The organism is Haliea alexandrii (genome assembly GCF_003719295.1).
Taxonomy (GTDB): Bacteria; Pseudomonadota; Gammaproteobacteria; order Pseudomonadales; family Halieaceae; genus Haliea; species Haliea alexandrii.
This window is the reverse complement of the sequence record NZ_RFLW01000001.1, coordinates 984,980-1,010,693: the sequence shown is the minus strand read 5'-3', so window position 1 is coordinate 1,010,693 and position 25,714 is coordinate 984,980. Positions and strand designations below refer to the sequence as shown.

The following is a 25,714-nucleotide window of genomic DNA, read 5'->3' as shown; positions in this document are numbered from 1 at the left end:
CGCGACCGCGGAGCATGCTTTTAATACGCGCTCATTACTTTATGCATAGTTGAACCAAGTCCACTGCGCTAGCGCGGTACGAAGCCGCGGCGCCCCCATCAGCTGTGTGAACGCGCCACAACCTGCTGCTCAATGCGGCCAAAAATACCGGCGCCATTGGCGTCTGCCATCTCGATACGCACCCGGTCACCGAACTGCATGAACGCCGTGGAGGGCTGGCCATCGCGCAGAGTTTCGATCATGCGCAACTCCGCAATACAGCTGTAACCCAGCCCGCCCGCCGATACCGGCTCCCCCGGCGATCCGTCGCTACCCTTGTTGGATACGGTGCCAGAGCCGATAATCGTGCCGGCAGCCAGCGGGCGGGTTTTCGCCGCGTGGGCGATCAGCGTGGGGAAATCGAAGGTCATGTCGACCCCGGCATTCGCCTGTCCAAACAGTGCGTCATTGAAGTGTATGCTTAGCGGCAGGTGCAGCCGACCGCCGTCCCAGGCCGGGCCCAGCTCGTCCGGTGTCACACACACCGGGCTGAACGCGCTGGAAGGCTTGGACTGGAAGAAACCGAAGCCCTTGCCCAGCTCCGCCGGGATCAGGTTGCGCAAAGACACATCGTTGACCAGCATGAGCAGGCGGATCGCTCCGGCGGCCTGGGCCACGCTCGCACCCATGGGCACATCCCCCGTAATAACCGCAACCTCGCCTTCGAAATCGATACCCCAGGCAACATCATCCATGACGATGGGGTCGCGCGGGCCGAGAAAGCTGTCTGACCCGCCCTGGTACATCAAGGGATCACTCCAGAAACTCTCCGGCATCTCCGCGCCGCGCGCCCTGCGCACCAGCTCCACATGATTCACATAGGCAGAACCATCCGCCCATTGATAGGCACGCGGCAGCGGCGATGCACAATCGGACTCAACAAACGGTGATCCCGCGCCCTCGTTGACCTGCTGCGACAACGCCGCGAGCACAGGCGCCTGCGCCGGCCAATCATCCAGCGCTTGTTGCAGGGTCATCTCTGCTGTCAGGAAACGTTGCAGATCCCGCGACACAACCACGAGGGCGCCGTCGCGGCCCGCGCGCAAAGAGGCGAGTTTCATGTGCTTTCTCCAGAATCGCGTTGGTGTAGCCAGGCGGCATGACGCGGTGCCCGACGCGTGCGGGACCACTCCTCGATCATCTCCGGGGCCACTGCATGCAGGCGCGCGAGATCGCCCGGCTGTGCGATATTGACCGCAAGCTCCAGGCGATGGCCATTCGGGTCAAAGAAATAGAGGGAGCGGAAAATGCCGTGATGCGTGGGGCCCAGCACCGCAATACCCTGCTCCTCCAGCTCCCGCTTGGCCGCGAGCAACGCCTCCTCGCTGTCCAGTTCGAACGCGATGTGCTGCACCCATTCCGGCGTATTGCCGTCGCGCCCCATCGGGGGCGAATTCGGCAACTCGAAAAAGGCCAGTACATTGCCCATGCCGGCATCGAGAAACACATGCATGTACGGGTCGGGCTCTTGCGTGGACGGCACCTGATCCTCGGCGATTGCCAGCACCAGCTGCATGTTCAGGGCGCGCTGGTAGAACTCGACGGTTTCCCGGGTGTCGTTGCAGCGATAGGCCACGTGATGGATACGGCGGATATTCATGTTGCCTCCTTCACGCCTCTCGCGCCGCGCCGATGACACCGCGGGCCAGCTGGTCACGCTCTATGGATTCGAACAGCGCCTTGAAGTTGCCCTCACCAAAACCCTCGTCGTCCTTGCGCTGGATGAACTCGAAAAACATTGGCCCGAGCAGGTTGGCGGAAAAGATCTGCAACAGCAGGCGTGGCTCCCCGCCCTCAGTGCTGCCATCAAGGAGAATGCCGCGCGCCTGCAATTCCGCCACCGGTTCGCCGTGCCCGGGCAGGCGGCCTTCAAGCATGTCATAGTAGGTTGCCGGAGGGGCCGGCATGAAGGTCATGCCGGCTGCTTGCAAGCGGTCATAGCACGCCAGGATGTCGTCGCAGGCCAGCGCAATGTGCTGTATGCCCTCGCCGTTGTACGCCATGAGGAATTCCTCAATCTGGCCGCCACCGCGCGACTCTTCATTGAGGGGAATACGGATCTTGCCATCGGGGGCGGTCATCGCTTTCGACAACAGTCCCGTGTGCTCACCCTCGATATCGAAATAGCGAATTTCGCGGAAGTTGAACAACTCCTCGTAATAGCGCGCCCAATAGCCCATGCGGCCCCGATACACATTGTGGGTGAGGTGGTCGAGGGTATGAAAACCGAGGCCCACGGGTTTTCTGTCCACGCCCTGCAACCAATGGAAATCAATGTCGTAGATACTCTGCCCTTCCGCATAGCGGTCGATGAGGTAGAGAATGGCACCGCCGATGCCGCGAATGGCCGGTAAACGCAGCTCCATCGGGCCGGTTTCCACGGCAACCGGCTGCGCGCCTTTCTCCAGCGCACGGTTGTAAGCCCCGGTGGCGTCCTGCACGCGGAAGGCCATGCCGCAAGCCGAGGGACCGTGTTCGCGGGCGTAATACCAGGCGTGGCTGCCGGGCTCGTAGTTGGTCAGGAAATTGATGTCACCCTGGCGCCACAGCGCTACCGCCTTGCTGCGGTGGCGGGCAACGCAGGTAAACCCCATGGATTCGAAGACGGGCTCCAGAACCCCGGCTGCGGGGGCAGTAAATTCGACGAATTCAAACCCGTCCAGACCCATCGGGTTTTCGAACAGATTGGCCATTTTGAGCCTCCCGGCAGACCGCTGCCGCACGCTTGCTGCTGAGCGCTGAGTATAGGCTCGACCCTATTTAGTTTCAAATGTAACTTTATCCGCAACAATTGCGGCATGTCACCCCTGCCCCAGGGCGGTCCGGCTATACAAACCAGTGCGAAAGAACCCGGCTCTGCGGCTCGCCCTGTACCGGCGCAAGCACCTATTCTGTGGATTCACAATCGGAGAACCACCGCCATGCAACGAAACAACCGCATCCGCTCGCGCTTCAGCTGGCCACTGCGCCTGGGCGCTGCGCTGTGCATCACTCTGGCACCGGCCGCTGCACACGCCTCCGCAACCGGCAGTACCGCCACTGCTGCAGCGCCGCGACAGGCTTTCTTCGGTGAGCTCCACGTACACACCATGAATTCACCCGATGCCTTCATGCTGAACGTGCGCACCACGCCGGATGATGCCTACCGCTTTGCGCAAGGCGAAGCCATACCGCATATCAGCGGCGTTACCATTCAGTTGCGAGCCCCACTCGACTTCGTCGCCATTACCGACCACTCCGAATACATGGGCATACTGCCACGGCTGTTCGCGCCGCAGGGCGAGTTGGCGGCGCTGCCGATTGCGGCCCGTCTGACCGACAAGGATCCGGAGCGCCGCCAGGCCGCCGTGCTGGAGGTGCTGATGAGCATGGGTGACAACACCCCCATGCCAGCACTGGTGGATGAGGCTCTGCGCCAGTCCATCTGGCAAGAGTATGTACGTAGCGCCGAGCGCTATTACCGGCCGGGGGAATTCAGCACGCTGATCGGCTATGAGTGGACGTCTTCCGGCGCCCTGGAGGAAGTCAACCTGCACCGCAACGTGATCTTCCGCAGCAGCGATGTGCCGAAACAGCCTTTCTCCAGCTTCGACAGTGTAGAGCCGCGTGCGCTCTGGGCCTGGCTGGATGAGCAGCGCAAGCATGGCATAGAGGGCATGGCCATCGCCCACAACAGCAACCTGAGCAACGGCTTGATGTTCCCCACCGAGGTGGCGTTTGGCGGCGAAGAAATCGACGCCGCGTATGCCGCCCTGCGCCAGCGCAATGAACCGCTGGTGGAAATTGCGCAGATCAAGGGCACCTCGGAAACCCATCCGCTGCTGTCTCCCAACGACGAGTGGGCGGGCTTTGAATTGCTGGAGGATTTGCTCGGCGGGCGGGGCACACAGGGCGAGGTCAAGGGCAGCTATGCCCGCGATGCGTGGCTGGCGGGCCTGGTGATGCAGGAGCAGCAGGGGTTCAACCCCTACCGCTTTGGGGTTATCGCCGCGAGTGACAGCCACAACTCCGGTTCCCAGGTGGAGGAAGACAACTACCACGGCAAGATCGGCAGTGCCGATGGCACGCCAGAGTCACGCCGCGGTGGCAGCTTCATCAACACACACCATATCAAGTACAGCTCTGCCGGCCTCGCGGGTGTCTGGGCCAGCGAAAACACGCGCGAGGCACTCTATGATGCACTGGCACGCCGGGAGACATTCGGCACCAGCGGTCCGCGCATCAGCGTGCGCTTTTTTGCCGGCACTGACTGGCCCGCTGACCTGCTGGCGCAAGCGGACTGGGCGCAACACGCCTATACCCACGGCGTAACCATGGGCGGGGAGCTGCCTGAAAGCATGGGCGATTCCGCACCCGAGTTTCTGCTCTGGGCCGCCAAGGACCCGAGCAGCGCCTGGCTACAGCGGGTGCAGATCGTCAAAGGCTGGGTAGAGGACGGTGCCGCGCGTGAGGCGGTGTTTGACGTGGGCTGTGCAGACGGGTTGAGCCCGGACCCGGCAACGCATCGCTGCCCCGACAACGGTGCCACGGTATCCCTGGAGACCTGCGACTTCGATCGTCACAAGGGGGATGGCCAGATCGCCGCTCGCTGGCGCGACCCCACCTTCAATCCTGCACAGCCGGCATTCTACTACGCCCGCGTGCTGGAAAATCCCACCTGCCGCTGGAGCACCTGGGACAGCCTGCGTACCGGCCTGCCGCTACCGGAAGACGTGCCTGCCACTCTGCAGGAACGCGCCTGGACGTCACCGATCTGGTACCAGCCCTGACAGCACTGGCAGTGCGGGGCGAGAGTCTCGCACTTGTGCTGCACACACCGACGTCGGAAGCAAAACGCCGAAGCGGGTGCAGAATGCTTCTTTTCTTCCTCCCGGCACGGTAGATTATCGTTTTAGAGCTGTTAACAGGAGCGCACGCGGTGGGCACCAAGATCGTGGTCAAAAAGCCACTTGTGATTCTTCACGGTGATGAGATGGCACAAGTTGCCTTCGATAGAATACTCGAACAGTTCGTCACCTCACGCCTGCAAATCGATTTGGTAGAGGTGGATCTCTCAGCGGAGAAGCGGCTGACGAGCAACGGCCAGGTGGTGCTTGATGCGATTGAGGCACTCCGGGAGCACGGCATCGGGGTCAAGAATGCGGGAATGACGGTGAACCGCAGTCAGCTAAACGAATTGCTCGGCAAACACCCCGACATCAGGGAAGCTGCACTGCACAAGCTGGCAACAAAGTCACCGAACGGCGCTATCCGCAAAGGTATTGGCGGCAACATCACGCGCGAGGATATCGAGTTCCACAATCTGCGAAGCGTGCGACCGGAGTGGAAAAATCGCGATATCGAAGTCGACACCATGCACAGCGGCGGCCTGGATTTCAGCTACAGCGAACTCTCCAATGCCACCGGCGTTGCCAAGGTGGTGTTTGTGGGCAGCAGCGGCGACCCGGTGGAAATACATCGGCGGACCCTGAGAAAGGGCGACCCCTGGATGCTCGCGACCAACTGCATTGAGGAAGTTCAGGCCTGGGCTCACCGTTTTTTCCAGCGAGCCCTGGATGAGCGGCGCGACATTTACCTCGGCCTGAAGGATACCGTCGTTCCCGGATACGACGGCGTGATGCGTGCGGCCATAGAGGAGATCTACGAACGTGAGTACAAGGAACGGGTAGCCGCGGCAGGACTGTCCTATCACTACGAGCTGATCGATGCGCAGGCGGCGCGCATTATTTCCAACCCTCCACAGCGGGCGCTTTGGGGGGTGCCAGACAACATCGTCGGCATGAAGCTGTTCAAACTGGTGCAGCAGCTCAAGCATTATGGTCTGCCCGAACGCAAGGCACACGTTTCCATCTCCCGAATGAGCGCAGGCGGCGGAGACCAGTACGGCAGCTATAACCTGCCAGCCCCGGAGGACGGCATCATCAAGGTCATTGTCGATGGCGAGGAAAAACACGCCCGCAGCGTCAAAGCCAATGATCCCATTCTGTTCATGTCAAACGATCGCGAGGCCATCAAGGACTGGGTGAAGCAGGTATTCCGGGATGCGGTGGTCAACAAAAAGGAAATCTACTTCGGGCTGAAGCGGGAATTCGTCAACTACGATGAGGTTTACAGCTCCATTATCCTGGAAATACGCAAGGAACTGGCGGCCCTCGATACACCGCCACCTTCCTTCATGATCATGCGTCCCTCACGGCAGCTGAGCAAAATGATCTGTGACCCCCCACGCTGGGGCCTCTATCCGGCGCAGAATCTTGATGGCGATATCTTTTCCGATATTTCCGCGGCGCTGGGTGGGAGCCTGGCCACCGCCAGTTCGGTGATCGAGAGCAAGGACGGCACCATGCTCTACGAAGCACCGCACGGCACGGCACACGACCTGTATCTGCGCTACCTGGAGACCGACGGCAAGGAGGCCAACTTCAATTCTTCTGCCCTGATTTTCGCCGTGGCGAACGCTCTGGAGGAAATGGCCAGGCGGGAGGACAATCCGCCGCTGGCCGATTACGCGAAGAACCTCAAGACGGCCCTGATAGAAACCGTTGCGCAGGGCACCATCACCGGCGATCTCAAGGGCAAGACCACCAACCCTGACACTGAAACCGTGGTGGACATGTGCGGCTTTCTCGACGCGGTCGAGGCTAACCTGGCAGCATAAGCGGCTAAAGGCTACGCGGTGCGCCCTGCTGGCCGCGAATCAACCGACCAGGCAATGCCCCTGTCGCTTCACCATGGCGATACACCGGTACACCGTTTACGAGTGTCGCCACATAACCCTCGGCGCGCTGCACCAGGCGTCGCCCGCCGCCGGGTAAATCATAGGTGATTTCCGGCGCATGCAGGGCCAGGCGATCGAAGTCGATGACGTTGATATCGGCCTTGAAGCCGGGCGCCAGCAGGCCACGATCCTCAAGACCCATGGTGAGGGCCGTTGCCCTGCTCAGGCGGTGCACCAGTTCAGCAACCGGCATGCGCCCCGCAGGCCGATCGCGACCCCAGTGGGTCAGGGCAAAGGTGGAATAGCTGCCGTCGCAAATCGTGGAGGAGTGCGCACCGCCATCACCCAGCCCGGGCAGCACATCCGGATGACGCAGTATCTCACCCACAGCATCCAGCTTGCCGTCGGCATAATTGGCCATGGCCAGGTACAGCACCGTTCCCCGCTCACCCTCCACCATCAGGTCATAGGCCAGTTCAGCCGCACTGATGCCCTGCGCCTGCGCGCGGCCGGCGATGCTCTGCTCCCAGGGTTGCTCATAATCCGGCGAATCACCGAGCAGGAACATGTAGTCGAAGTCGCGCACCATGCGGCCCAGCACCAGGGCCGGGTCGGGGTCCGTAGGTTCCGCGAGAATACGGGCGCGGCGCGCGGGATCGCGCAGCTTCGCAAGGCGCTCGGGCAGTGGCAGGTCGGCCACCTCGCGGTAGCCTGCGGTGGTGTAGAACGGATTCAGCGTAAGCTCCACCCCCAGCATCATGCCGATGGCACGCGGCATGATCTGGCCTTTGATGGTGACACCGGCAGCATTGGCTTCTTCCAGCCCTTGCAGCAACTGCGGCCATATCTGTGGGCCGCTATTGCCGGTGCCCATGGAGAAGGTCAATGGCCGACCGGAGGTCTCTGCCAGCTGGCGCAAGACGCTGACATCCTTCCCCGGCAGGTGCACGTCTTCCACAATCTGGAACACACCCTTGCCCGCTTTGCGCAAGGTACCTGCAAGCGCCAGCAACTCCTCATTGGTGGCATCAAGGGTCGGGATGGGAGAGCCATCACTGGCCCGATGAAACAGTGTGCGCGACGTGCCAATACCCATGGCACCTGCCTCCAGCGCCTCTTCCAGCAGGGCACACATGCGCTCAATATCAGCGACGGTGGCGGGCTCGCGCCGGGCACCGCGCTCCCCCATCACATAGACCCGCAGCGCCGCGTGAGGCAGGTAGCCGCCTACATCCATGTCGTAGTCACGACCCGCGAGTACGTTCAGGTATTCCGGAAAGCTCTCCCATGTCCAGGGCAGACCTTCCGCCAGTACGGGAAAGGGAATGTCCTCAACGCCGTCCATCAGGCGAATCAGGGTATCGTGATCCTGCGCCCGGCAAGGGGCGAAGCCTACGCCGCAGTTGCCCATGATGGCGGTAGTAACACCGTGACAGGAAGAGGGCTTGAGACGGTTTTCCCAAGTCACATGGCCATCGTAGTGCGTATGTACATCGACGAACCCGGGCGTCACCAACAGGCCGCGCGCATCGATTTCTTCCCGCCCCGGCCCCAAACCCGAACCCAGTGCGGCAATCACACCGCCGTTCACGGCAACGTCTGCGGGCCGCGGCTCGCCGCCGCTGCCATCCAGCACGGTGCCGCCGCGAATTACCAGGTCATAGTCACTCATGCCGTCTGCTCCTCACCGCTGTCGATTGTTCTACCCATTTGCACCGTACCGCGAAGGGTGCTGCGCTGCACAATGCGCGTTTCACTCACCGGATGCCCGAACGCCATGTGCATGGTGCGGCGGTTATCCCACGCCACCACATCATTGTTCTGCCAGGCGTGAACGTACTGGAAGCGCGGCTGCAGCGCGTGTGCCACCAGGGTTTCGATCAGCGCATCACTTTCCGCTGTCGGCAGCCCCTCTATGCACTGGATGTTCAGCGTACTGATATTGAGAATGCGCCGGCCCGTTTCCGGGTGCACCCAGACCAGCGGGTGCGCCACCGGCGGGAAGCTGGGCAGGTCTTTCATGGAAGACTGCAGCAACCTTCCACCGGGCTTGTTGAAGCGCATGCCACTCAGGTCCGGGCAAAAAATATAGCGTGCCTCACGCCCCTCTATGCGCTCTCTGGTAGCGGTATCCAGCGCATCGTAGGCCAGCGCCGTATCGATCCAGCCCGTCTGCCCACCGTGCTCGCTGTTGCGCACCATACGCAGCACGGCGCCCGCGTTCGGGGTGGTGGTAAATGCCAGGTCCGTGTGCCAGGGAATACCCCCGTAGGTGGGCACCCCGTCAAACTCATACACAGGGCCTGTGAGTGATTTCTCATTACTCAGGAGAATGAGCTCCGGATAGCCCTGCAGGCGGAAATGTTCAATGGGATGGGGTTCAAGCTCACCCAGGCAGCGTGAAATGCTCAACAGCGCTTCCGGCGATGTACCGATACCGCGAAACAGGACAATACCCGCATTCAGCCAGAGCTCACGCAGCGCGCGGGCAGACTCATCGGGAATATGCTTGTCGGGGTCAAGCCCCAGCACCTCGACACCCACACCTCCGGATAGCGGAGCAACGCTGAAATCCATGATACAACCTCTTGGCGTTCACACTGCCAGAGGTACCCATCTCTGCAGCTCAACGCTATTATTGAAAGCGTATCGGCGAGGCCGTGACCACGCCTGTGAACACACTATACCCGCAGCCCGGCGCGCGCCACATAACACAAATGCACTAGCGAAGCCCCGAGACGTCACCATTTCGCCACCCGACCAGAACCACCGGCGCCCAAAACCCCAGAGGGCAAAACACGAATGAGCTTGCCTGACACATTGGTTTCCAAACTGTTCAGCAGCCTGCTGGAAGAGCCGCCCTGGCTGAGTTTTCTGCAAGCACTGGAGCACTATCTCGACGGCCATCACGCCACCATGGTGCTGCGCAGGCCCAGGCAGGGGGACCCCGGGGTCCTGATTTCTACCCAAAGCAATACCGCAGCGCTTGTGCTGCTACAGAACAGTGTCTTTCGGGAGACGCCGTTCCTTGACATCCCACGAGACGAAATCGTCATACTCAGCGAAATGATGACCCGGAGTGAGCTCACACGCCACCACGCGAACTTCTACGCCTATATTCAGGAATACGGCGACACAGATGATCTGATAGGCATCAATCTGGAGGAACCGGAAACCGGCATGATATTCCGCCTGCGTTGCGCCCGTGTGCGAGGCCAGGCTCACTTCAATGCTGATGACCGCCAAAAACTGGCCGCCCTGACACCCTGGCTGCGCACCGCCATCGCGATCTATGCACGGCTTGCAAGGCGTGAGTACCAGCTCAGTATCTCTGGTGCGACAGAAGACCAACTGGCCATTGGCTCCATGGTCCTTGGTGACAGGGCAGAGGTCCTCACCACCAACCCGCTGGCAAACCGGGTACTGCAACACGCGGACGGGCTGCTGATCAGTGGGGACCGTCTGCAGTGCAGTTCCCCTGAGAGCAATACTGCGCTGCACACCGCGTTGCGCCGGCTGACTCGCGGCGATGTTGCGCAACAGGCCGAATCCTTGCAGATAAAACGGCCGGCAGGGCAGCAGTGGAGCGTGCTGCTGAAGCGGATTGCGCCACGCCCGGGCATTGAAGAAACCGCATCGGCCACGACGTTGCTGCTGTTCCGCGATCCCGCAGGCACCCGCATCATTACCGAGGAACTGCTCATGGAGTTATTTGCCCTGACCAGGGCAGAAGCCGTACTGACAAAGCGCCTGGTTGAAGGCGAGAGTCTTGCGGAAATATCCACGAGCCTCGGGCGCTCACGGCATACGACGCGCGCACAACTGACCGCCATCTTTTCGAAAACAGGAGTGAACAGGCAACCGCAATTGGTCGCTCAGGTACTGCGCACTGCACAGCAGATATGGGGAGAGTAAAGAAAGCGTTCCGGTTCGGCCCAGCGATGCGAACATCGCCGAACCGAACCGGAGGGGATCAGAAGGTGTACTGCGCTTCCAACCCATAGGTGCGGGGGTTGCCGAAGAAGCTCACTGTGAACGGACCGAAGGGTACCGTGTTGACCCGGTATTCCTCATCCAGCAGGTTCTTGCCCCACAGCGCCACCTGCAGCTGGTTGTCACCCACCGGAATGTTGATCAGGGTGAGGCGACCGTTCAACGTGCCGTAGCCATCGATGTCGGAAACCGCTTTCTGCTCTGGCTTCACGTACGGGGTGTACTCGTCGTTGTAGCTGTAGTCCAGGCGGCCCATCAGGTCGCCGTAGTCGCTGCGCAGCATGGTGTACTCAACGCTTAAGTTGACCGTGTGCTCGGGCGTGTACTGCGTGAAGCGCTCATCAGACACATCGACGGTTTCACCCAGAACCGGGTCGAATTCCAGGAACTCGGTGAACTCGGAATCCAGGTAGCCGTAGTTTGCGCTCAGCATGAGATCCGCGTTGGGCATGTACACCACTTCCAGCTCCAGACCCTGCTTCACTGACTCACCGGCGTTCTCGATAACCGAGGCCACGCCGCCATCGCGGGGAATGAACACGGACAGCTGGATATCAGACTCATCGTTATAGAACGCTGCGCCGTTCAGCTGCAGGGTGTTATCCAGCCAGCGGCTTTTGAAACCGATCTCATAGGAGTCGATTTCTTCCGGGTCAAAGCCGACGTTGAAGTCCTCTATGCTGCCCGCTTCACCGTTGAAGCCACCTGCTTTCCAGCCCTTGGCGTACTTGGCGTAGGCATTGAATTCATCGGTGAATTCGTAGCTGAAGATCAGCGTGGGCGCTACGTTGCTGTAATCGTCAGTGTTTTCGCCGGCGAAGGGCGGGTTATCGTCGGGGTGGTCGATATAGACCGTCTTCTCTTCTTCCGTCCAGCGAATGCCGGCGGTAATGGTCAGGCGATCATCCAGCACCGGCGGGCGCCAGTCCGCCTGGCCGTAAACAGCGAACTGTTCGGACTCCAGGCCATAGGCATTGCGCGACAACAGCGGCCCGAAGAAGGAGTTCAGCGGCTGCAGGGGGTTATAGACGTCCGCATCTTCATCGAAGTAGTAAAGCCCCATGACATAGTTCACCCGGTCATAAGACCCGGTGAGCTGCACCTCGTGGGACTGCTGCGTGTACTCTTCCTCAATCGCGGAGTGGAACAGGCCGAAGGGCGTGCCATCGTTGTCCAGGCTCTGGGCAAAGCTCAGATCGCGGTGGTTGTACACATACTTGACCGATGCATCACCCAGGATGCCGGCGCTGCCAAGATCGTAGTCCATCGTCAGCGTATTGCTGGTGGAGTCGAATTCTTCGTAGACATCCGCATCGATGCTGTTCGCCTCGAGGTTATCGGTCTCGCTGGTAAGAAACTGGGCGAGCTCACCCGGCAGCGGAAAGCCGAATACAAGGCTGGTGGGGTCAAAACTGGTGAACTGTGGCTTGCCGGGGGTGTTCTCGACGTCTACCTCATCCAGCGAGTAGCGCACGGAAAAGCGGTCGCTGACATCCCAGAGCAGGTCCAGGCGGCCCACCGTGCTCGAGGCTGCATTCTGCTCATCTTCCGCGCCGGGTGGGTTGGCGGGAATGGGCTGGCCAGTAAAGGGGTGGGTGATGGTGGTGCCGGGCGCGGCCGCAACGTTGTCATAGAAACCGTCGCGGTCATCCCAGGACAGGCTGACGCGGGTTTTCAGGTTACCTGCGCCACCCAGATCAAGCTGCGGCAGGTTCAGGCTGCCGTCAATCTCGGTATAGCCAAAGTTACCCACCCCGGCGCGCAGGCGACCGCCCAACTCGCCGGTAGGCTTCTGCGTCACCACGTTGACCGCACCGCCCGATGTGTTACGGCCAAACAGGGTGCCCTGCGGGCCGCGCAGTATTTCGATGCGCTCCACTTCGGCCAGCTTGAACACGTTGCCGGAAAACTTGCCGACATACGCGCCGTCGAGGTAAATACCCACCGTGGGTTCCCAGTAGATACCGGGGTTTGAGGTCACCGAACCGCGAATGGCCACCGTCGCCTTGGCGGTGTTGGACGGCAGCGGTGCCACCTTGACGTTGGGCGCTATGGTGCCGAGATCGACGAGGTCGCGGATGCCGCGTTGCTCAAGCTCATATTCGCCAAAGGCGGTGATGGCTATGGGCGCGTCCTGCAGCGACTGCTCGCGCTTCTGGGCGGTAACAACGACTTCCTCAAGCCCCTGAGCCTGCGCCTGGCTGGTGGCCAGCACAGCGGCGGCAAGCAGCATTTTAGGAAAATGATGGTGTGCGGGTACAGATGCAATTTTTTTCATGGCTAACGATCCCTTTATTATCGAGATGTTGAAAGCTAACACTCGTAGTGGCGCCACCGTAGCCGCTTGCTTCGGCCGCCGCATACCCCAAATGCGTTAGACGCGTACAACACCCGCCTGGTAGTAACTGTCGATATCCGCCCGATGCAGCACGCCCGCAATGCGCACAATGCCGTATGAGAGATACTGGCGCACATAAAGCACCTCGGCATCCGTGCGTTCGAAGGTCTGCAGCGCCTCCTCCAGCGTAGCCTGGTAGGACACCGCCGATACATCCTGCCGCTTGGCCGGAATCGCCATCAGGTCCACCGCTGCCGCAACGGTGACAGGCTCGCCGCGCTCCCGCGCCTCAGACTCGCGCTGCTCTACAAACCGCGCGAGGTCCGCGGTCAGCAGCAGCGATACCGGGCCCTTGCTGCCTTCCACCAGCACCCAGCGCGTGCCCGCCGTCAGCAATCCGGCAATGGCGTCTCCCTCCAGCATACGCGGCGCGACCTTCACGCTGCGCTCCATGATGGCACCCACTCCCACGCGCCGCAGCGCCTGCGTCACTGGTGAGGTGTCATAGCCCAGGCCTTGAGCCTTCAGCATGCTCTGGAATACCGCCTTCTTGCCAAACACCTCGCTGGTCACCAGGCTGGCCACGGTGATGGCCAGCATACCCGGCATGATAATGTGCGGGTTGTGCGTGAACTCCAGCAAGGCCATGAGCGCGGCAAGTGGGGCCTGCAATACCGCGCCCATCATCGCGCCCATGCCCAGCATGGCGTAGAACCCCACAGTGGATGCCTGCTCGGGCATGAGTGCAGCACCCACCAACCCCAATGCGCCCCCGAGAGTGGCTCCGGTGACCAGCGTGGGACCTATGATGCTGCTGGGCATGCCGAGGCCCACACTGACACCGGTCGCCACCAGTTTCGCCAACCCGACGCCCAGCAGCACCCAGAGTGCGAGCTGCCCGTTGATGGTCTGCTCTACCGTGTCGTAGCCGATACCCATGACCTCCGGGACCAGCAGCGCAAACGGCACCATGAACAGGCCGGCCATCAGCAGGCGCAGCAGAATCGGCCGGTGATCAAAGCGCCCCGCCGATTCGATCAGCTGGATGAAAAGCGCCGCAGCGACACCGATCAGAGCTGCCACGAGCAGGATCCAGGGAAGCTCCAACAGCGACTGCAGCGTCACCAGTGGCACCTCGAAGGCCGGCTCCGCACCATAGACGGCCCGCGTCAATACCGCCGCGCTCACCGCCGCCAGAATCACCGGCGTAAACACGCCGATGGTGTATTCCATCATCACCACTTCCATGGCGAAAATCACACCGGCAATCGGCGTGTCGAATGACGCCGCAATGGCTGCGGCAACACCACAGGCCACCAGCGTGCGAATGCTGTTGTTGGGCAGACGCAGCCACTGCCCGAGCAGGCTCGAGAACGCTGCACCCAGGTGCACCGCAGGGCCCTCCCGCCCCGCGGACTGCCCGGTGATCACGGTGCCCACCCCGAGCAGAAACTGAATCAGCGCGCCGCGCAGTTGAACATAACCCTGATGGTAATTCAGGCGGTGCATCACGTGGGCAACACCCACCCGGCGGTCGCTCACCGACAGAAAGTGCAGAAACAGACCAAGCCCCACGGCACCCGCCAGCGGCAGCAACATGCGCGCCAAGTGGCCCAGCTGCTCAAAGGCCTCACTGTCGGCACCCGGCAGAAAGTACTCAAGTGGCCATTCGATGGCACTGCGAAAGAGGAGTATGACACCACCTGTTCCGATGCCCGACAGCAGCCCCAGAAGAGCCAGTTGCAGCACACCCTCTCCCGCCGAAAGCCGGCTGCCGAAATGTGTTGAAAGCTTGTCCTTGACTTGACTGCTACGCCTGAGCATCGGCTACGCTCTCCTTTATGCGGACCGCTGCCGCCCATGGACCCCATGGGGCCGGGTGTGCCCCGACACCCCTCAGTACACTATCACAATGGTTTACGTGACCCTATCCGACCGCACCGCGTGGCTGGCGGCAACACGCTGGACAGCACAACACGTGTGAAACGGAGGCGAAGGCAGGAGGTGCAGGCACAAAAAAGCCCGGCAAGTGCCAGGCTCTCAGGACATTCAGGATCACTCCTGAACATCAATTTGGTGCCGAAGGCGGGACTTGAACCCGCACGAGCTATGCCCACCACCCCCTCAAGATGGCGTGTCTACCAATTCCACCACTTCGGCAAAAACGTTGCGCGACCGGTCTACAGTTCCGGCACGTCGTCTGCGGCAGCCTCGGCTGCCGGCTCGGCATTATCCACAGTTGGCAGGTCGGAATCCAGTACTGGCGCCATCCTTTCCTCTGCGGCGGGTATGACCAGGTCCAGGTCGTCCACCACCTGTGTTTTCTGGCTGGCCAGCATGGCCAGGCCAAAACTGGTGGCGAAGAACAGCACGACCAGCCAGGCGGTCGACTTGGTCAGCACATTGCTGCTGCCGGCACTGCCAAACAGCGTCTGCGAGGCGCCGGCACCAAATGATGCGCCAACGTCTGCCCCCTTGCCCTGCTGCAGCATGATCAGGCCGATGATTGCCAGCGCGATCAGCAAATGAACGATCAGAATTATCTGTTCCATAACACCCTTGCCCACCCGGGCTCTACCCGTCTGTATTGCGTTTGTCAGCCCTGTGCTGCGGCAACAATCGCCTGAAAATCCTCTGCGTCAAGCGAGGCGCCACCGACCAGCGCGCCGTCGATGTCGTCCTGCGCAAACAACTCTGCCGCGTTATCCGGCTTCACACTACCGCCGTACACCACGCGAATTGCCGTGGCATCAATCCCCGGCAGCGCTTCCAACTGACCGCGGATGAACGCGTGCATGGACTGCGCCTGTTCGGGCGTGGCCGTCAGCCCGGTACCAATCGCCCAGACAGGCTCGTAGGCGATAACCAGGCTGTGCAGGCTCGCCTGTCCACGCAGAGCGCCCTGTAACTGTCGCGCCACTGTATATTCGGCCTCACCGGCCTCGCGCTCGTCCCGTGTTTCACCAACACAGAGCACTGGCGCGATGCCCGCGGCGAGGGCCGCCGCCAGTTTTGCCGCGACCATGTCGTCTGACTCACCGTGGTACTGGCGCCGTTCCGAGTGCCCGAGAATCACCCAGTGACAGCCGCTGTCGACCAGCATGGCCGCCGCCACCTCGCCCGTGTAGGCGCCCTCGACCATGTGACTGCAGTCCTGTGCGCCCACGGCCAGTGCCGAGCCTTCACACAGGCTGACCGCCAGCGGGATATGCACGAACACCGGGCAAACCGCAACGTCTACTGACGCCGGCACGCCCTCGGACACCAGCCCTGCGAGCAGCTTCTGCACGCTGGCCCGGGTGCCGTGCATCTTCCAGTTACCCATCACAAGCGGTTTGCGCACTGGCTACACCCGGCCTCAAAAAACGGTCGGCAATGGTACCCAAGAAGGCCGCCACATACAAGGCGCGCCAGCGGGTGTCTCAGCTCGCCTGCAGGGCCTCTGCCACATCGCTGGCAAGTGCCTGGCACAGCGCTTCCACTTCCGCTGCGTCCTCACCCTCGACCATCACCCGCACCAGGGGCTCCGTACCGGAAGGACGCAGCAGAACACGCCCGCGCGTGCCCAGCACCTGCTCCACCGACTCGACCGCCGCCGCCACTGCAGGCAGTTCACTGAGCACAAAACGGCCGTTGACCGGTACATTGATCATGGTCTGCGGGCACTTGCGCAGCCCGGCCCGCAATTGCGCCAGGCTAGCCCCCGCATCAGCCATGGCCACCAGCACCTGCAGGCTGGCAACAATGCCATCGCCCGTGGTGGTATGGTCCGCGCAGATGATGTGCCCGGAGGACTCTCCGCCCAAGCGCCAGCCCCGAGCCTCCATCAGCTCCTTGACATAGCGGTCACCGACCTTGGCCCGCGCCAGTTCCAGGCCCAGCTCGCGCAGCGCCAGTTCCAGCCCCAGATTGGACATCAGTGTGCCGACGACGCCCGCTTCGCTGTGCCCCTGTGCAGCCCGGTGCACAGCAATCACATAGAGCAACTCGTCGCCATCCACCAGGGAACCGTCAGCGTCGACGAACATAACGCGGTCGCCATCACCGTCGTAGGCGATACCCAGGTCGGCCCCGCTTTCCAGCACCAGGGCCGAGAGGCGCGCGGTATCGGTCGAGCCCACGCCTTCGTTGATGTTGTAGCCATCGGGCCGATCGCCCATGCTGACCACGTCCGCACCGAGTTCGGCCAGCACATTGGGCGCGATATGGTAGGTCGCGCCGTGGGCACAGTCGACTGCGATTTTCAGGCCGCGCAGGCTGAAACTGTCTGGCACCGTGGCCTTGCAATACTCGATGTAACGGCCCGCGGCGTCGGCAACCCGCACAACCTTGCCAATATCCCGCGACGGCACGACCACCAGATCGCAGGCCAGTTCGGCCTCAATGGCGAGTTCCACCTCGTCGGCCAGCTTGGCGCCACCCGATGAGAAGAACTTGATACCGTTGTCGTAATAAGGGTTGTGGGAGGCGCTGATTACGATCCCTGCCACGGCGTTCTGAGTGCGGGTCATCAGGGCCACAGCCGGCGTCGGCATGGGCCCCAACAATTTGACGTCCACGCCGGCGGCCACCAGCCCCGCTTCCAGGGCGGACTCGAACATGTAGCCCGAAACCCGGGTATCCTTGCCGATAATAACCGTGTTGTGGGTACCGGGACTGGCGCCCCGCGCGAACACGCGACCACAGGCCCAGCCCAGCTTGAGCATGAAATCCGGGGTGATAGGGGCTTCACCCACTGTGCCCCGAATGCCATCGGTACCGAAGAACTGTCTACTCAAGGTCGCCCCCATCGCTTCATTGCCACACACATGGCCAGCGCATCCACCGTTGCCGCCACATCATGCGCACGCACTATAGCGGCACCACGCTCGACTGCAAGCACCGCCAGGGCGAGGCTGCCGGCGAGACGGTCTTGTGCAATGTCCACCCCCGGTTGCCCGGGGGCTGTCGTGCGCCCCAGCACCTTGCCAATCAACGACTTGCGTGACAAACCCACCAGCAGCGGCAGGCCGTCCAGCGCCAGGTCGCCGAGGCGGTCCAACAACTCCAGGTTGTGCGCCACCGTCTTGCCAAAGCCGAATCCGGGGTCGAGAAGAATCTGCCGGCGCGCCATGCCCGCCTCCAGGCAGGCCTCCAGTCGCTGTGCCAGAAAAGCGCGCACCTCAGCCACCACATCGGTGTAGGTGGGCGCTTGCTGCATCGTATCCGGCTGGCCCTGCATATGCATCAGGCACACCGGCAGGCCAGACGCCACCGCTGCCTCCAGTGCACCCTCGCGGGTGAGCGCTCGCACATCATTGAGCATACCCGCCCCGAGTGCCGCCGCCTCACGCATCACCACCGGGTCACTGGTATCCACGGATATCACCACGTCGAGCTCGCGCGCCACACGATCGACCAGCGGCAGCACGCGATCCTGCTCCTCCACCGAGGATACAGCCGGTGCCCCGGGGCGCGTGGACTCGCCACCGATATCCAGAATTGCCGCGCCCTCTGCACACAGCCGTCGAGCATGTGCGAGCGCGCACTCTACATCAAGGTGGCCACCCCGATATAGGGCACCACCGTCGGAGAAGGAATCGGGGGTTGTATTGACCACACCCATGACAACAGGGCGCGAGAGGTCCAGCATGCGCCCGGCGCAATCAAGCGCCGGGCCTGGGGCAGCACTCACTGCCGAGCGGCGGGGTCAGTGCTCACCGGCGGGGCCGCCGATGGGGCTGGCCGCTTCATCCTCGTCCTCGGCCGTTGTCGCCTTGCGTACACCGGCCTGCGGGCCACCATCCGAGCCACCCCAGTCAGCGGGCTCACGCGGGGTGCGCCCTTCCATTATGTCGTTGATCTGGTCGGCGTCGATGGTCTCGTACAACATCAGGGCGTCGGCCATGGCGTGCAATTTGTCCACGTTATCTTCCAGAATGCCCTGCGCTGTGCTGTAGCACTCGTCGATGATGCTGCGCACTTCCTGGTCGATCAGCTTGGCGGTCTCCGCCGACAACGATTTGGTCTGGTGCCCGGCAGAACGGCCAAGGAACACCTCCTCCTCCGCTTCGTCGTACATTAGCGGCCCCAGCTTCTCCGACAGGCCCCACTTGGTCACCATGTTGCGTGCGATGCTGGTGGCGCGCTGGATATCGTTGGAAGCGCCGGTAGTGACGCCGTCCTTGCCCAGGGTCATTTCCTCGGCAATGCGCCCACCGAAAAGGCTGCACACCTGGCTGATGATATGCCGGCGGCTGTGGCTATAGCGGTCTTCTTCCGGCAGGAACATCGTCACGCCAAGGGCGCGGCCGCGGGGAATAATGCTTACCTTGTACACCGGGTCGTGCTCAGGCACCAGGCGACCGACAATGGCGTGGCCCGCCTCGTGGTAGGCCGTGTTGCGCTTTTCCTTTTCCGACATGACCATGGACTTGCGCTCGGCGCCCATCATGATCTTGTCCTTGGCCAACTCGAACTGCGTCATCCCCACCGTGCGCACACCGGCGCGCGCTGCAAAGAGCGCCGCTTCATTCACCAGGTTCGCCAGGTCGGCGCCGGAGAAACCGGGTGTGCCACGGGCAATGCGCGAGGCCACAACGTCCTCGGACAGCGGCACCTTGCGCATGTGTACTTTCAATATCTGCTCGCGCCCGCGAATATCGGGCAAACCCACCACCACCTGGCGGTCGAAACGGCCCGGTCGCAGCAGGGCGGGGTCGAGCACATCGGGACGGTTGGTGGCAGCGATCACGATAACGCCGTCATTCACTTCAAAGCCGTCCATCTCCACCAGCAACTGGTTGAGGGTCTGTTCGCGCTCATCGTGCCCGCCACCCAGGCCGGCGCCGCGATGACGGCCTACCGCGTCGATTTCGTCGATAAAGATAATGCAGGGCGCCTGCTTCTTCGCCTGGTCAAACATGTCACGCACGCGGGAGGCGCCCACGCCGACAAACATTTCAACGAAATCCGAACCGGAGATGGAGAAGAAGGGTACCTTTGCCTCACCGGCGATGGCTTTTGCCAGCAGCGTTTTACCGGTGCCGGGCTGACCCACCATCAGCACGCCGCGGGGTATGCGCCCACCGAGCTTTTGGAAGCGGCTGGGATCACGCAGGAATTCGACCAGCTCCTGTACGTCCTCCTTCGCCTCATCGACCCCCGCCACATCGGCAAAAGTGGTGGTGATCTGGTCTTCACCCAGTAATCGCGCCTTGCTCTTGCCAAAACTCATCGGCCCACCGCGACCGCCGGCACCGCCCTGCATCTGGCGCATGAAGAACATGAACACCGCGATGATGATGAGAATCGGGAAGCTGGCGACCAGCAGTTGCGTCCACACACTCTGCTGCTCGGGCTTGCGGCCGACAACCTCGACATTGTGCTGCAGCAGGTCATCGATCAGCTTGGGATCTTCCACCATGGGGCGGATGGTTTCGAAACGGCTGCCATCGAAGCGTTCACCATTGATGGTGAGCCCATCGACCACCACCTTCTTGATGCGTTCGTTCTGGATCTCCTCGATAAACTCGGAGTACCCCACCTGCTGCGTCGGGCTCTGCATGTTGAAGTTGTTGAATACCGACAGCAGCACTGCGGCAATCACCAGCCATAAAAGTAAATTTTTCGCCATATCGTTCAACGCTGTTTCCTCATGAATGAACCATCCAGCACGGATGGACGAGACAGCCAATTTCTCCCTGATTATAGCCGGTTATACGCCGCCACCCCGAAAAGGGCTCAATGCCAGCGCAGATACAGGTACCCAATGTACATGACATGGGGCCACCGCTCCACGTTTCAACCCTCCGCGGCGCGAAACTGGGTGGCCACGAGATACACCTCGCGCGAGCGCGGGCGCGACGCCTTCGGCTTGCGTGTTACCACCTTGCCGAACGCACCACGAATATCGCGGTACAGCTCGTCAAAGCCCTCGCCCTGAAACACCTTGGCCACAAACGACCCGCCCGGAGCAAGCACCTGCTGCGCCATGTCCAGCGCGAGCTCTACCAGATACATGGACCGCGGCTGGTCGACAGCGTTCACTCCACTCATGTTCGGCGCCATGTCCGAGATCACGACATCGGCCGGCGTATCACCCAGCGCGGTGAGAATCTGCTCGAACACGCTGTCTGCCGTGAAGTCTCCCTCGATGAATTCGACCCCGGCGAGGCTGTCCATCGGCAGAATATCCGACGCCAGCACGCGCCCCTTGTGGCCCACCAGCTGCGCCGCCACCTGGGACCAGCCGCCCGGGGCGCTACCGAGGTCGAGCACTGTCATACCGGGTTTGATCAGGCGATCCCGCTCCTGGACTTCCAGCAGCTTGTAGCAGGCGCGAGACCGGTAGCCCTCGCGCTGTGCCTGCTGCACATAGGGGTCATCCCGGTGCTCCTTGAGCCACGCCTTGCTTGATGATTTTTTCTTGGCCATGCCTTTTCCCACCGCAACATCCGCGGCCATACTCTACTGAACTGGCCCCACTGAACTGGCCCCACCAAACTAGGCGCGGCGCCGGCGCTTGTGTAGACTGGGCGCCCTCTTTACCCGGCATTGTAGCGCGGAAACCTCATGAGCAAGAAAGCAACCCTGGATCACAAGCAACTGCGCGCCATCGGCCACAAACTGAAACCGGTGGTCACGGTGGCGGGTAACGGCCTCAGCGACAACGTCCTGCAGGAAATCGAGCGCGCCCTGGGCGACCACGAGCTGATCAAAATCAAGGTGTCTGTGGGAGACCGCGACGCGCGCGACAGGCTAATAGAGGAGATGTGCAGCAAGACCGGGGCCACGCTCGTACAGAGCATTGGCAATACGGCCCTGCTACTGAAACGCTGCACGAAACCTGACCCCAAACTCTCAAACCTGATTCGAACGCTGGCCCAGTAGCGGCTGAGCGTCAGCACTCACCCGCGACGGGACGGGCGCCGGAGCGCCCCGAGTTCGAATCAAATATGCCGGACTTGATCAATCTCATACTCGATATTGCCCGCGGGCGCACGCACAACCACAATATCCCCCTCTTCCTTGCCAATCAGGGCGCGCGCAATGGGTGAGCTGACCGAAATGAGGTTGTTCTTCACATCGGCTTCATCGTCGCCCACGATGCGATAGGACACCGTTGCTTCGGTGTCGATGTTCACCAGGTCGACAGTCACCCCGAAGATCACTTTGCCGGACTTGGCAATGGCCGTGACGTCGATGACCTGCGCATTGGACAGTTTGCTCTCAATATCCTGAATTCGGCCCTCGGCAAAGCTTTGCTGTTCCCGCGCCGCGTGGTATTCGGCGTTCTCCTTCAGGTCACCGTGCTCGCGCGCATCGGCTATCGCCGCAACAATGCGCGGGCGCTCTACCCGCTTGAGGCGGTCAAGCTCCTCCCGCAACAGGCGTTCACCGCTGACTGTCATGGGTACTTTACTCATTTCCCGATGCTCCTGTGCAAGTCCTGCAACCTGCGTACTGTCTTGTCTGTTTCCAGCTTGAGCGACATGGTCATGGCTTCAGCCGCGGCCAGGGTGGTGGTATAAAACACCCGATGCTGCTCGGCGCTGGCGCGAATGGGGGCCGAGTCCGTAGTTGCCCGGCGCCCTTCCGTGGTATTGATGATCAGGTCCGCTTCGTCGTTCTTGATCATATCGACAATATGCGGCCGACCCTCCAGCACCTTGTTCACCCGGCGCACCTCCAGGCCGGCTTCTTCCAGCGCCTTGGCCGTGCCGCTGGTGGCTGCCAGGCTGAAGCCCAGTGCCACCAGTTCGCGCGCCACGCGCACGGCGCCCGGCTTGTCGACATCGCGCACGCTCATCAGCGCCATGCCGCTGCGCGGCGGCGGCTCACCAGCACCCAGCTGGGCCTTGGCGAAAGCCCCGGCAAAAGTATCCCCGGTGCCCATCACTTCGCCCGTGGAACGCATTTCCGGGCCGAGGATCGGGTCTACACCCGGGAACTTGTTGAACGGCAGAACCGCCTCTTTCACCGAGAAGAAGGGCGGCACGATTTCGCGGGTGAAATTCTGTGCGGCCAGGCTCTGGCCCGCCATGCAGCGTGCCGCCACCTTGGCCAGGGACACGCCGATGCACTTGGACACAAAAGGTACCGTGCGAGAGGCGCGCGGGTTGACCTCGATCACATAGATCTCGTCGTCCTGCCAGGCCAGCTGTACGTTCATCAGGCCCTTGACGCCCAGTTCCAGTGCCATCTGCCGCACCTGCTCGCGCATGGCATCCTGCACCTCGGGAGCCAGATTGTAGGGCGGCAGGGAACAGGCGGAGTCACCGGAGTGCACGCCTGCCTGCTCGATGTGCTGCATGATGGCGCCTATGACCACCTGCTCGCCGTCGCTCACCGCATCGATATCCACCTCAATGGCCGCACTGAGGAACGAATCCAGCAGCACCGGCGCGTCGTTGGATACCTGCACCGCATCGCGCATGTAGCGCAGCAGGTCTTCCTCGCGGTAGACAATTTCCATGGCCCGGCCACCCAGGACATAGGACGGGCGGACCACCAGCGGGTAACCGATGCGCGCAGCCGCTTCCAGCGCCTCTTCCACACTGCGTACGGTGGTGTTGGCGGGCTGACGCAAACCGAGCTTCTGGATCATTTTCTGGAAGCGTTCGCGGTCTTCGGCCCGGTCGATGGCGTCCGGCGTGGTGCCGATAATGGGCACACCGTGGGCCTCCAGGTCGCGCGCCAGCTTCAGCGGGGTCTGCCCGCCGAACTGCACAATCACGCCCTTGGGCTGCTCGAGATCGATGATTTCCAGCACATCTTCCAGCGTCACCGGCTCGAAATAGAGGCGATCGGAGGTGTCGTAGTCGGTGGAGACCGTCTCCGGGTTGCAGTTCACCATGATGGCTTCATAGCCATCCTCGCGCATCGCGAGCGCCGCGTGTACGCAGCAATAGTCGAATTCGATACCCTGGCCGATACGGTTCGGGCCGCCCCCGAGCACCAGGATCTTGTCGCGCCCGGTCGGTGCAGCCTCGCACTCCTCCTCGTAGGTTGAGTACATGTAGGCCGTGGCTGAGGTGAACTCGGCGGCACAGGTATCCACCCGCTTGTATACCGGACGAATGCCCAGCGCGTGACGGTGCTTGCGCAGTTCCCGCTCGCTCACACCGAGCAGCACGGCGAGGCGCGCATCGGAAAAGCCCTTGCGCTTGAGACGGAACATGCGATCGCCATCGATGTCCAGCAGTGCCACCGGCTTCAGCGCATCCTCGGTGGCAATGATGTCTTCGATTTGCACCAGGAACCAGGGGTCCACGCCGGTGTACTGGTACACCTGATCGACCGTCATGCCGGCGCGGAAGGCGTCACCGATGTACCAGATGCGGTCCGCGCCCGGGTTGGTCAACTCAGACACCAGCTCTTCGCGCAGGTCCGGGTTGTCCACGTCGATGCGGTGTTCGAAGCCGGCCGAGCCGACCTCCAGCCCGCGCAGCGCCTTCTGCAGCGACTCCTGGAAGGTGCGACCAATGGCCATCACCTCGCCTACCGACTTCATCTGGGTGGTCAGGCGCGGGTCTGCGGCGCCGAATTTCTCGAAGGCGAAGCGCGGGATCTTGGTCACCACGTAATCAATGGCGGGCTCGAATGAGGCCGGCGTGACGCCACCAGTAATGTCGTTCTGCAACTCGTCCAGCGTGTAACCGATGGCCAGCTTGGCCGCCACTTTGGCGATGGGGAAACCGGTCGCCTTGGAGGCCAGGGCCGAGGAGCGCGACACACGCGGGTTCATCTCGATGATGACCATGCGCCCGGTTTTGGGGTCGATACCAAACTGTACGTTGGAGCCACCGGTCTCCACGCCAATTTCACGCAGCACCGCCAGCGAGGCGTTGCGCATGATCTGGTATTCCTTGTCGGTGAGGGTTTGTGCCGGGGCAACCGTGATGGAGTCGCCCGTGTGCACGCCCATGGCATCGAAGTTTTCGATGGAACAGACGATGATGCAGTTGTCGTTTTTGTCCCGCACCACCTCCATCTCGTACTCTTTCCAGCCAATCAGGGACTCATCGATCAACAGTTCCTTGGTCGGCGACAGGTCAAGGCCGCGGGTACAGATCTGTTCGAACTCGTCGCGGTTGTAGGCGATGCCGCCGCCGGAGCCGCCCATGGTGAATGAGGGGCGGATAATGCAGGGAAAGCCGATCTGGTCCAGCACCTGGAAAGCTTCTTCCATGCTGTGGGCCAGTGCCGCGCGCGGTGTTTCCAGGCCAATACGCTTCATGGCTAGGCCGAACAGCTGGCGGTCTTCGGCCTTGTCGATGGCTTCCTTGGTGGCGCCGATCATCTCCACGCCGAATTTTTCCAGCACGCCCTCGCGCGCCAGGTCCAGCGCACAGTTCAGCGCCGTCTGCCCACCCATGGTCGGCAGCACGGCGTCCGGGCGCTCTTCCTCGATAATCCGCGCCACCGTCTGCCAGACGATGGGCTCGATGTAGGTCGCGTCGGCCATCGAGGGGTCGGTCATGATGGTGGCCGGGTTGGAGTTCACCAGGATCACCCGGTAGCCCTCCTCACGCAGCGCCTTGCAGGCCTGGGCGCCGGAGTAATCGAACTCACAGGCCTGACCGATAACAATAGGGCCTGCGCCGAGGATCAAAATGCTCTTAATGTCGGTTCTCTTGGGCATG

The 25,714-nt window shown here is 61.9% G+C and carries 19 protein-coding genes and 1 tRNA gene; 4 read left to right on the top strand and 16 right to left on the bottom strand.

All coding sequences use genetic code 11. The features are described 5' to 3' along the window. Positions 1–98: 98 nt before the first annotated feature. Genes EGJ68_RS04595 through hppD form a run of 3 tightly spaced genes read right to left on the bottom strand, consistent with a single transcriptional unit; the run spans position 99 to position 2,732 of the window. Entirely contained in the window at positions 99–1,100 is a 1,002-nt protein-coding gene (locus EGJ68_RS04595; protein ID WP_123033329.1) for a fumarylacetoacetate hydrolase family protein, read from the bottom strand. Beyond that, a complete protein-coding gene (locus EGJ68_RS04590; RefSeq protein WP_123033328.1) occupies positions 1,097–1,639 on the bottom strand; it encodes a VOC family protein in 543 nt (180 codons plus the stop codon). The genes EGJ68_RS04595 and EGJ68_RS04590 overlap by 4 nt, the downstream gene beginning before the upstream one ends. Positions 1,640–1,649: 10 nt before the next feature. Continuing rightward, the gene (hppD, locus tag EGJ68_RS04585) at positions 1,650–2,732 is read right to left on the bottom strand and encodes a 4-hydroxyphenylpyruvate dioxygenase (protein ID WP_123033327.1); all 1,083 of its coding nucleotides are present in this window, start codon (positions 2,730–2,732) and stop codon (positions 1,650–1,652) included. A 228-nt stretch (positions 2,733–2,960) separates the two neighbouring features. Here hppD and EGJ68_RS04580 point away from each other — a divergent pair, with 228 nt between their 5' ends. Further along, positions 2,961–4,808 carry a DUF3604 domain-containing protein gene (locus EGJ68_RS04580; protein WP_158283493.1) on the top strand — a complete coding sequence of 616 codons (1,848 nt, stop codon included), beginning with the start codon at positions 2,961–2,963 and terminating at the stop codon, positions 4,806–4,808. 149 nt (positions 4,809–4,957) lie between these two features. Continuing rightward, a complete protein-coding gene (locus EGJ68_RS04575) occupies positions 4,958–6,697 on the top strand; it encodes an isocitrate/isopropylmalate family dehydrogenase (protein ID WP_123033325.1) in 1,740 nt (579 codons plus the stop codon). Positions 6,698–6,701: 4 nt separating this feature from the next. On the opposite strand, the gene EGJ68_RS04570 is transcribed toward EGJ68_RS04575, so the two are convergent. Together EGJ68_RS04570 and EGJ68_RS04565 are read right to left on the bottom strand one after the other, a co-directional pair. Next, a complete protein-coding gene (locus EGJ68_RS04570) occupies positions 6,702–8,429 on the bottom strand; it encodes an N-acyl-D-amino-acid deacylase family protein (protein ID WP_123033324.1) in 1,728 nt (575 codons plus the stop codon). Continuing rightward, entirely contained in the window at positions 8,426–9,334 is a 909-nt protein-coding gene (locus EGJ68_RS04565) for a TauD/TfdA dioxygenase family protein (RefSeq protein ID WP_123033323.1), read from the bottom strand. Before EGJ68_RS04565 ends, EGJ68_RS04570 begins: the two co-directional genes overlap by 4 nt. Before the next feature lie 225 nt (positions 9,335–9,559). Between EGJ68_RS04565 and EGJ68_RS04560 the strand changes: the two genes are divergently transcribed. Next, the gene (locus EGJ68_RS04560; RefSeq protein WP_123033322.1) at positions 9,560–10,672 is read left to right on the top strand and encodes a helix-turn-helix transcriptional regulator; all 1,113 of its coding nucleotides are present in this window, start codon (positions 9,560–9,562) and stop codon (positions 10,670–10,672) included. Positions 10,673–10,730: 58 nt separating this feature from the next. On the opposite strand, the gene EGJ68_RS04555 is transcribed toward EGJ68_RS04560, so the two are convergent. The 9 genes from EGJ68_RS04555 to rlmE form a co-directional block, all read right to left on the bottom strand. Then, on the bottom strand, positions 10,731–13,028 hold the full coding sequence (locus EGJ68_RS04555) for a TonB-dependent receptor (RefSeq protein ID WP_158283492.1): 2,298 nt from the start codon (positions 13,026–13,028) through the stop codon (positions 10,731–10,733). A gap of 96 nt (positions 13,029–13,124) precedes the next feature. Next, positions 13,125–14,912 (bottom strand): chloride channel protein, encoded by a 1,788-nt coding sequence (locus EGJ68_RS04550; RefSeq protein ID WP_123033320.1) that lies wholly within the window; start codon positions 14,910–14,912, stop codon positions 13,125–13,127. 250 nt (positions 14,913–15,162) lie between these two features. Beyond that, a tRNA-Leu gene (locus EGJ68_RS04545) sits at positions 15,163–15,248 on the bottom strand. Positions 15,249–15,268: 20 nt separating this feature from the next. Next, entirely contained in the window at positions 15,269–15,640 is a 372-nt protein-coding gene (gene secG / locus EGJ68_RS04540) for a preprotein translocase subunit SecG (protein ID WP_123033319.1), read from the bottom strand. Positions 15,641–15,684: 44 nt separating this feature from the next. Continuing rightward, positions 15,685–16,431 (bottom strand): triose-phosphate isomerase, encoded by a 747-nt coding sequence (tpiA, locus tag EGJ68_RS04535; protein ID WP_123033318.1) that lies wholly within the window; start codon positions 16,429–16,431, stop codon positions 15,685–15,687. Between the two features lie 79 nt (positions 16,432–16,510). Next, the gene (gene glmM / locus EGJ68_RS04530; RefSeq protein ID WP_123034041.1) at positions 16,511–17,866 is read right to left on the bottom strand and encodes a phosphoglucosamine mutase; all 1,356 of its coding nucleotides are present in this window, start codon (positions 17,864–17,866) and stop codon (positions 16,511–16,513) included. Beyond that, positions 17,863–18,762, bottom strand: a complete 900-nt coding sequence (gene folP, locus EGJ68_RS04525) for a dihydropteroate synthase (protein ID WP_332888874.1) — start codon at positions 18,760–18,762, stop codon at positions 17,863–17,865. The genes glmM and folP overlap by 4 nt, the downstream gene beginning before the upstream one ends. 15 nt (positions 18,763–18,777) lie before the next feature. Beyond that, on the bottom strand, positions 18,778–20,703 hold the full coding sequence (gene ftsH / locus EGJ68_RS04520) for an ATP-dependent zinc metalloprotease FtsH (RefSeq protein ID WP_123034039.1): 1,926 nt from the start codon (positions 20,701–20,703) through the stop codon (positions 18,778–18,780). 167 nt (positions 20,704–20,870) lie between these two features. After that, entirely contained in the window at positions 20,871–21,503 is a 633-nt protein-coding gene (gene rlmE, locus EGJ68_RS04515; protein WP_123033317.1) for a 23S rRNA (uridine(2552)-2'-O)-methyltransferase RlmE, read from the bottom strand. A gap of 138 nt (positions 21,504–21,641) precedes the next feature. On the opposite strand from rlmE, the gene EGJ68_RS04510 reads away from it, so the two are divergent. Continuing rightward, positions 21,642–21,959, top strand: a complete 318-nt coding sequence (locus EGJ68_RS04510; RefSeq protein ID WP_123033316.1) for a YhbY family RNA-binding protein — start codon at positions 21,642–21,644, stop codon at positions 21,957–21,959. Positions 21,960–22,018: 59 nt separating this feature from the next. Here EGJ68_RS04510 and greA read toward each other — a convergent pair whose 3' ends face one another. Continuing rightward, positions 22,019–22,495, bottom strand: a complete 477-nt coding sequence (gene greA, locus EGJ68_RS04505) for a transcription elongation factor GreA (RefSeq protein ID WP_123033315.1) — start codon at positions 22,493–22,495, stop codon at positions 22,019–22,021. Further along, positions 22,492–25,713, bottom strand: a complete 3,222-nt coding sequence (gene carB, locus EGJ68_RS04500; RefSeq protein WP_123033314.1) for a carbamoyl-phosphate synthase large subunit — start codon at positions 25,711–25,713, stop codon at positions 22,492–22,494. Before carB ends, greA begins: the two co-directional genes overlap by 4 nt. Between the last annotated feature and the right edge of the window lies 1 nt (position 25,714).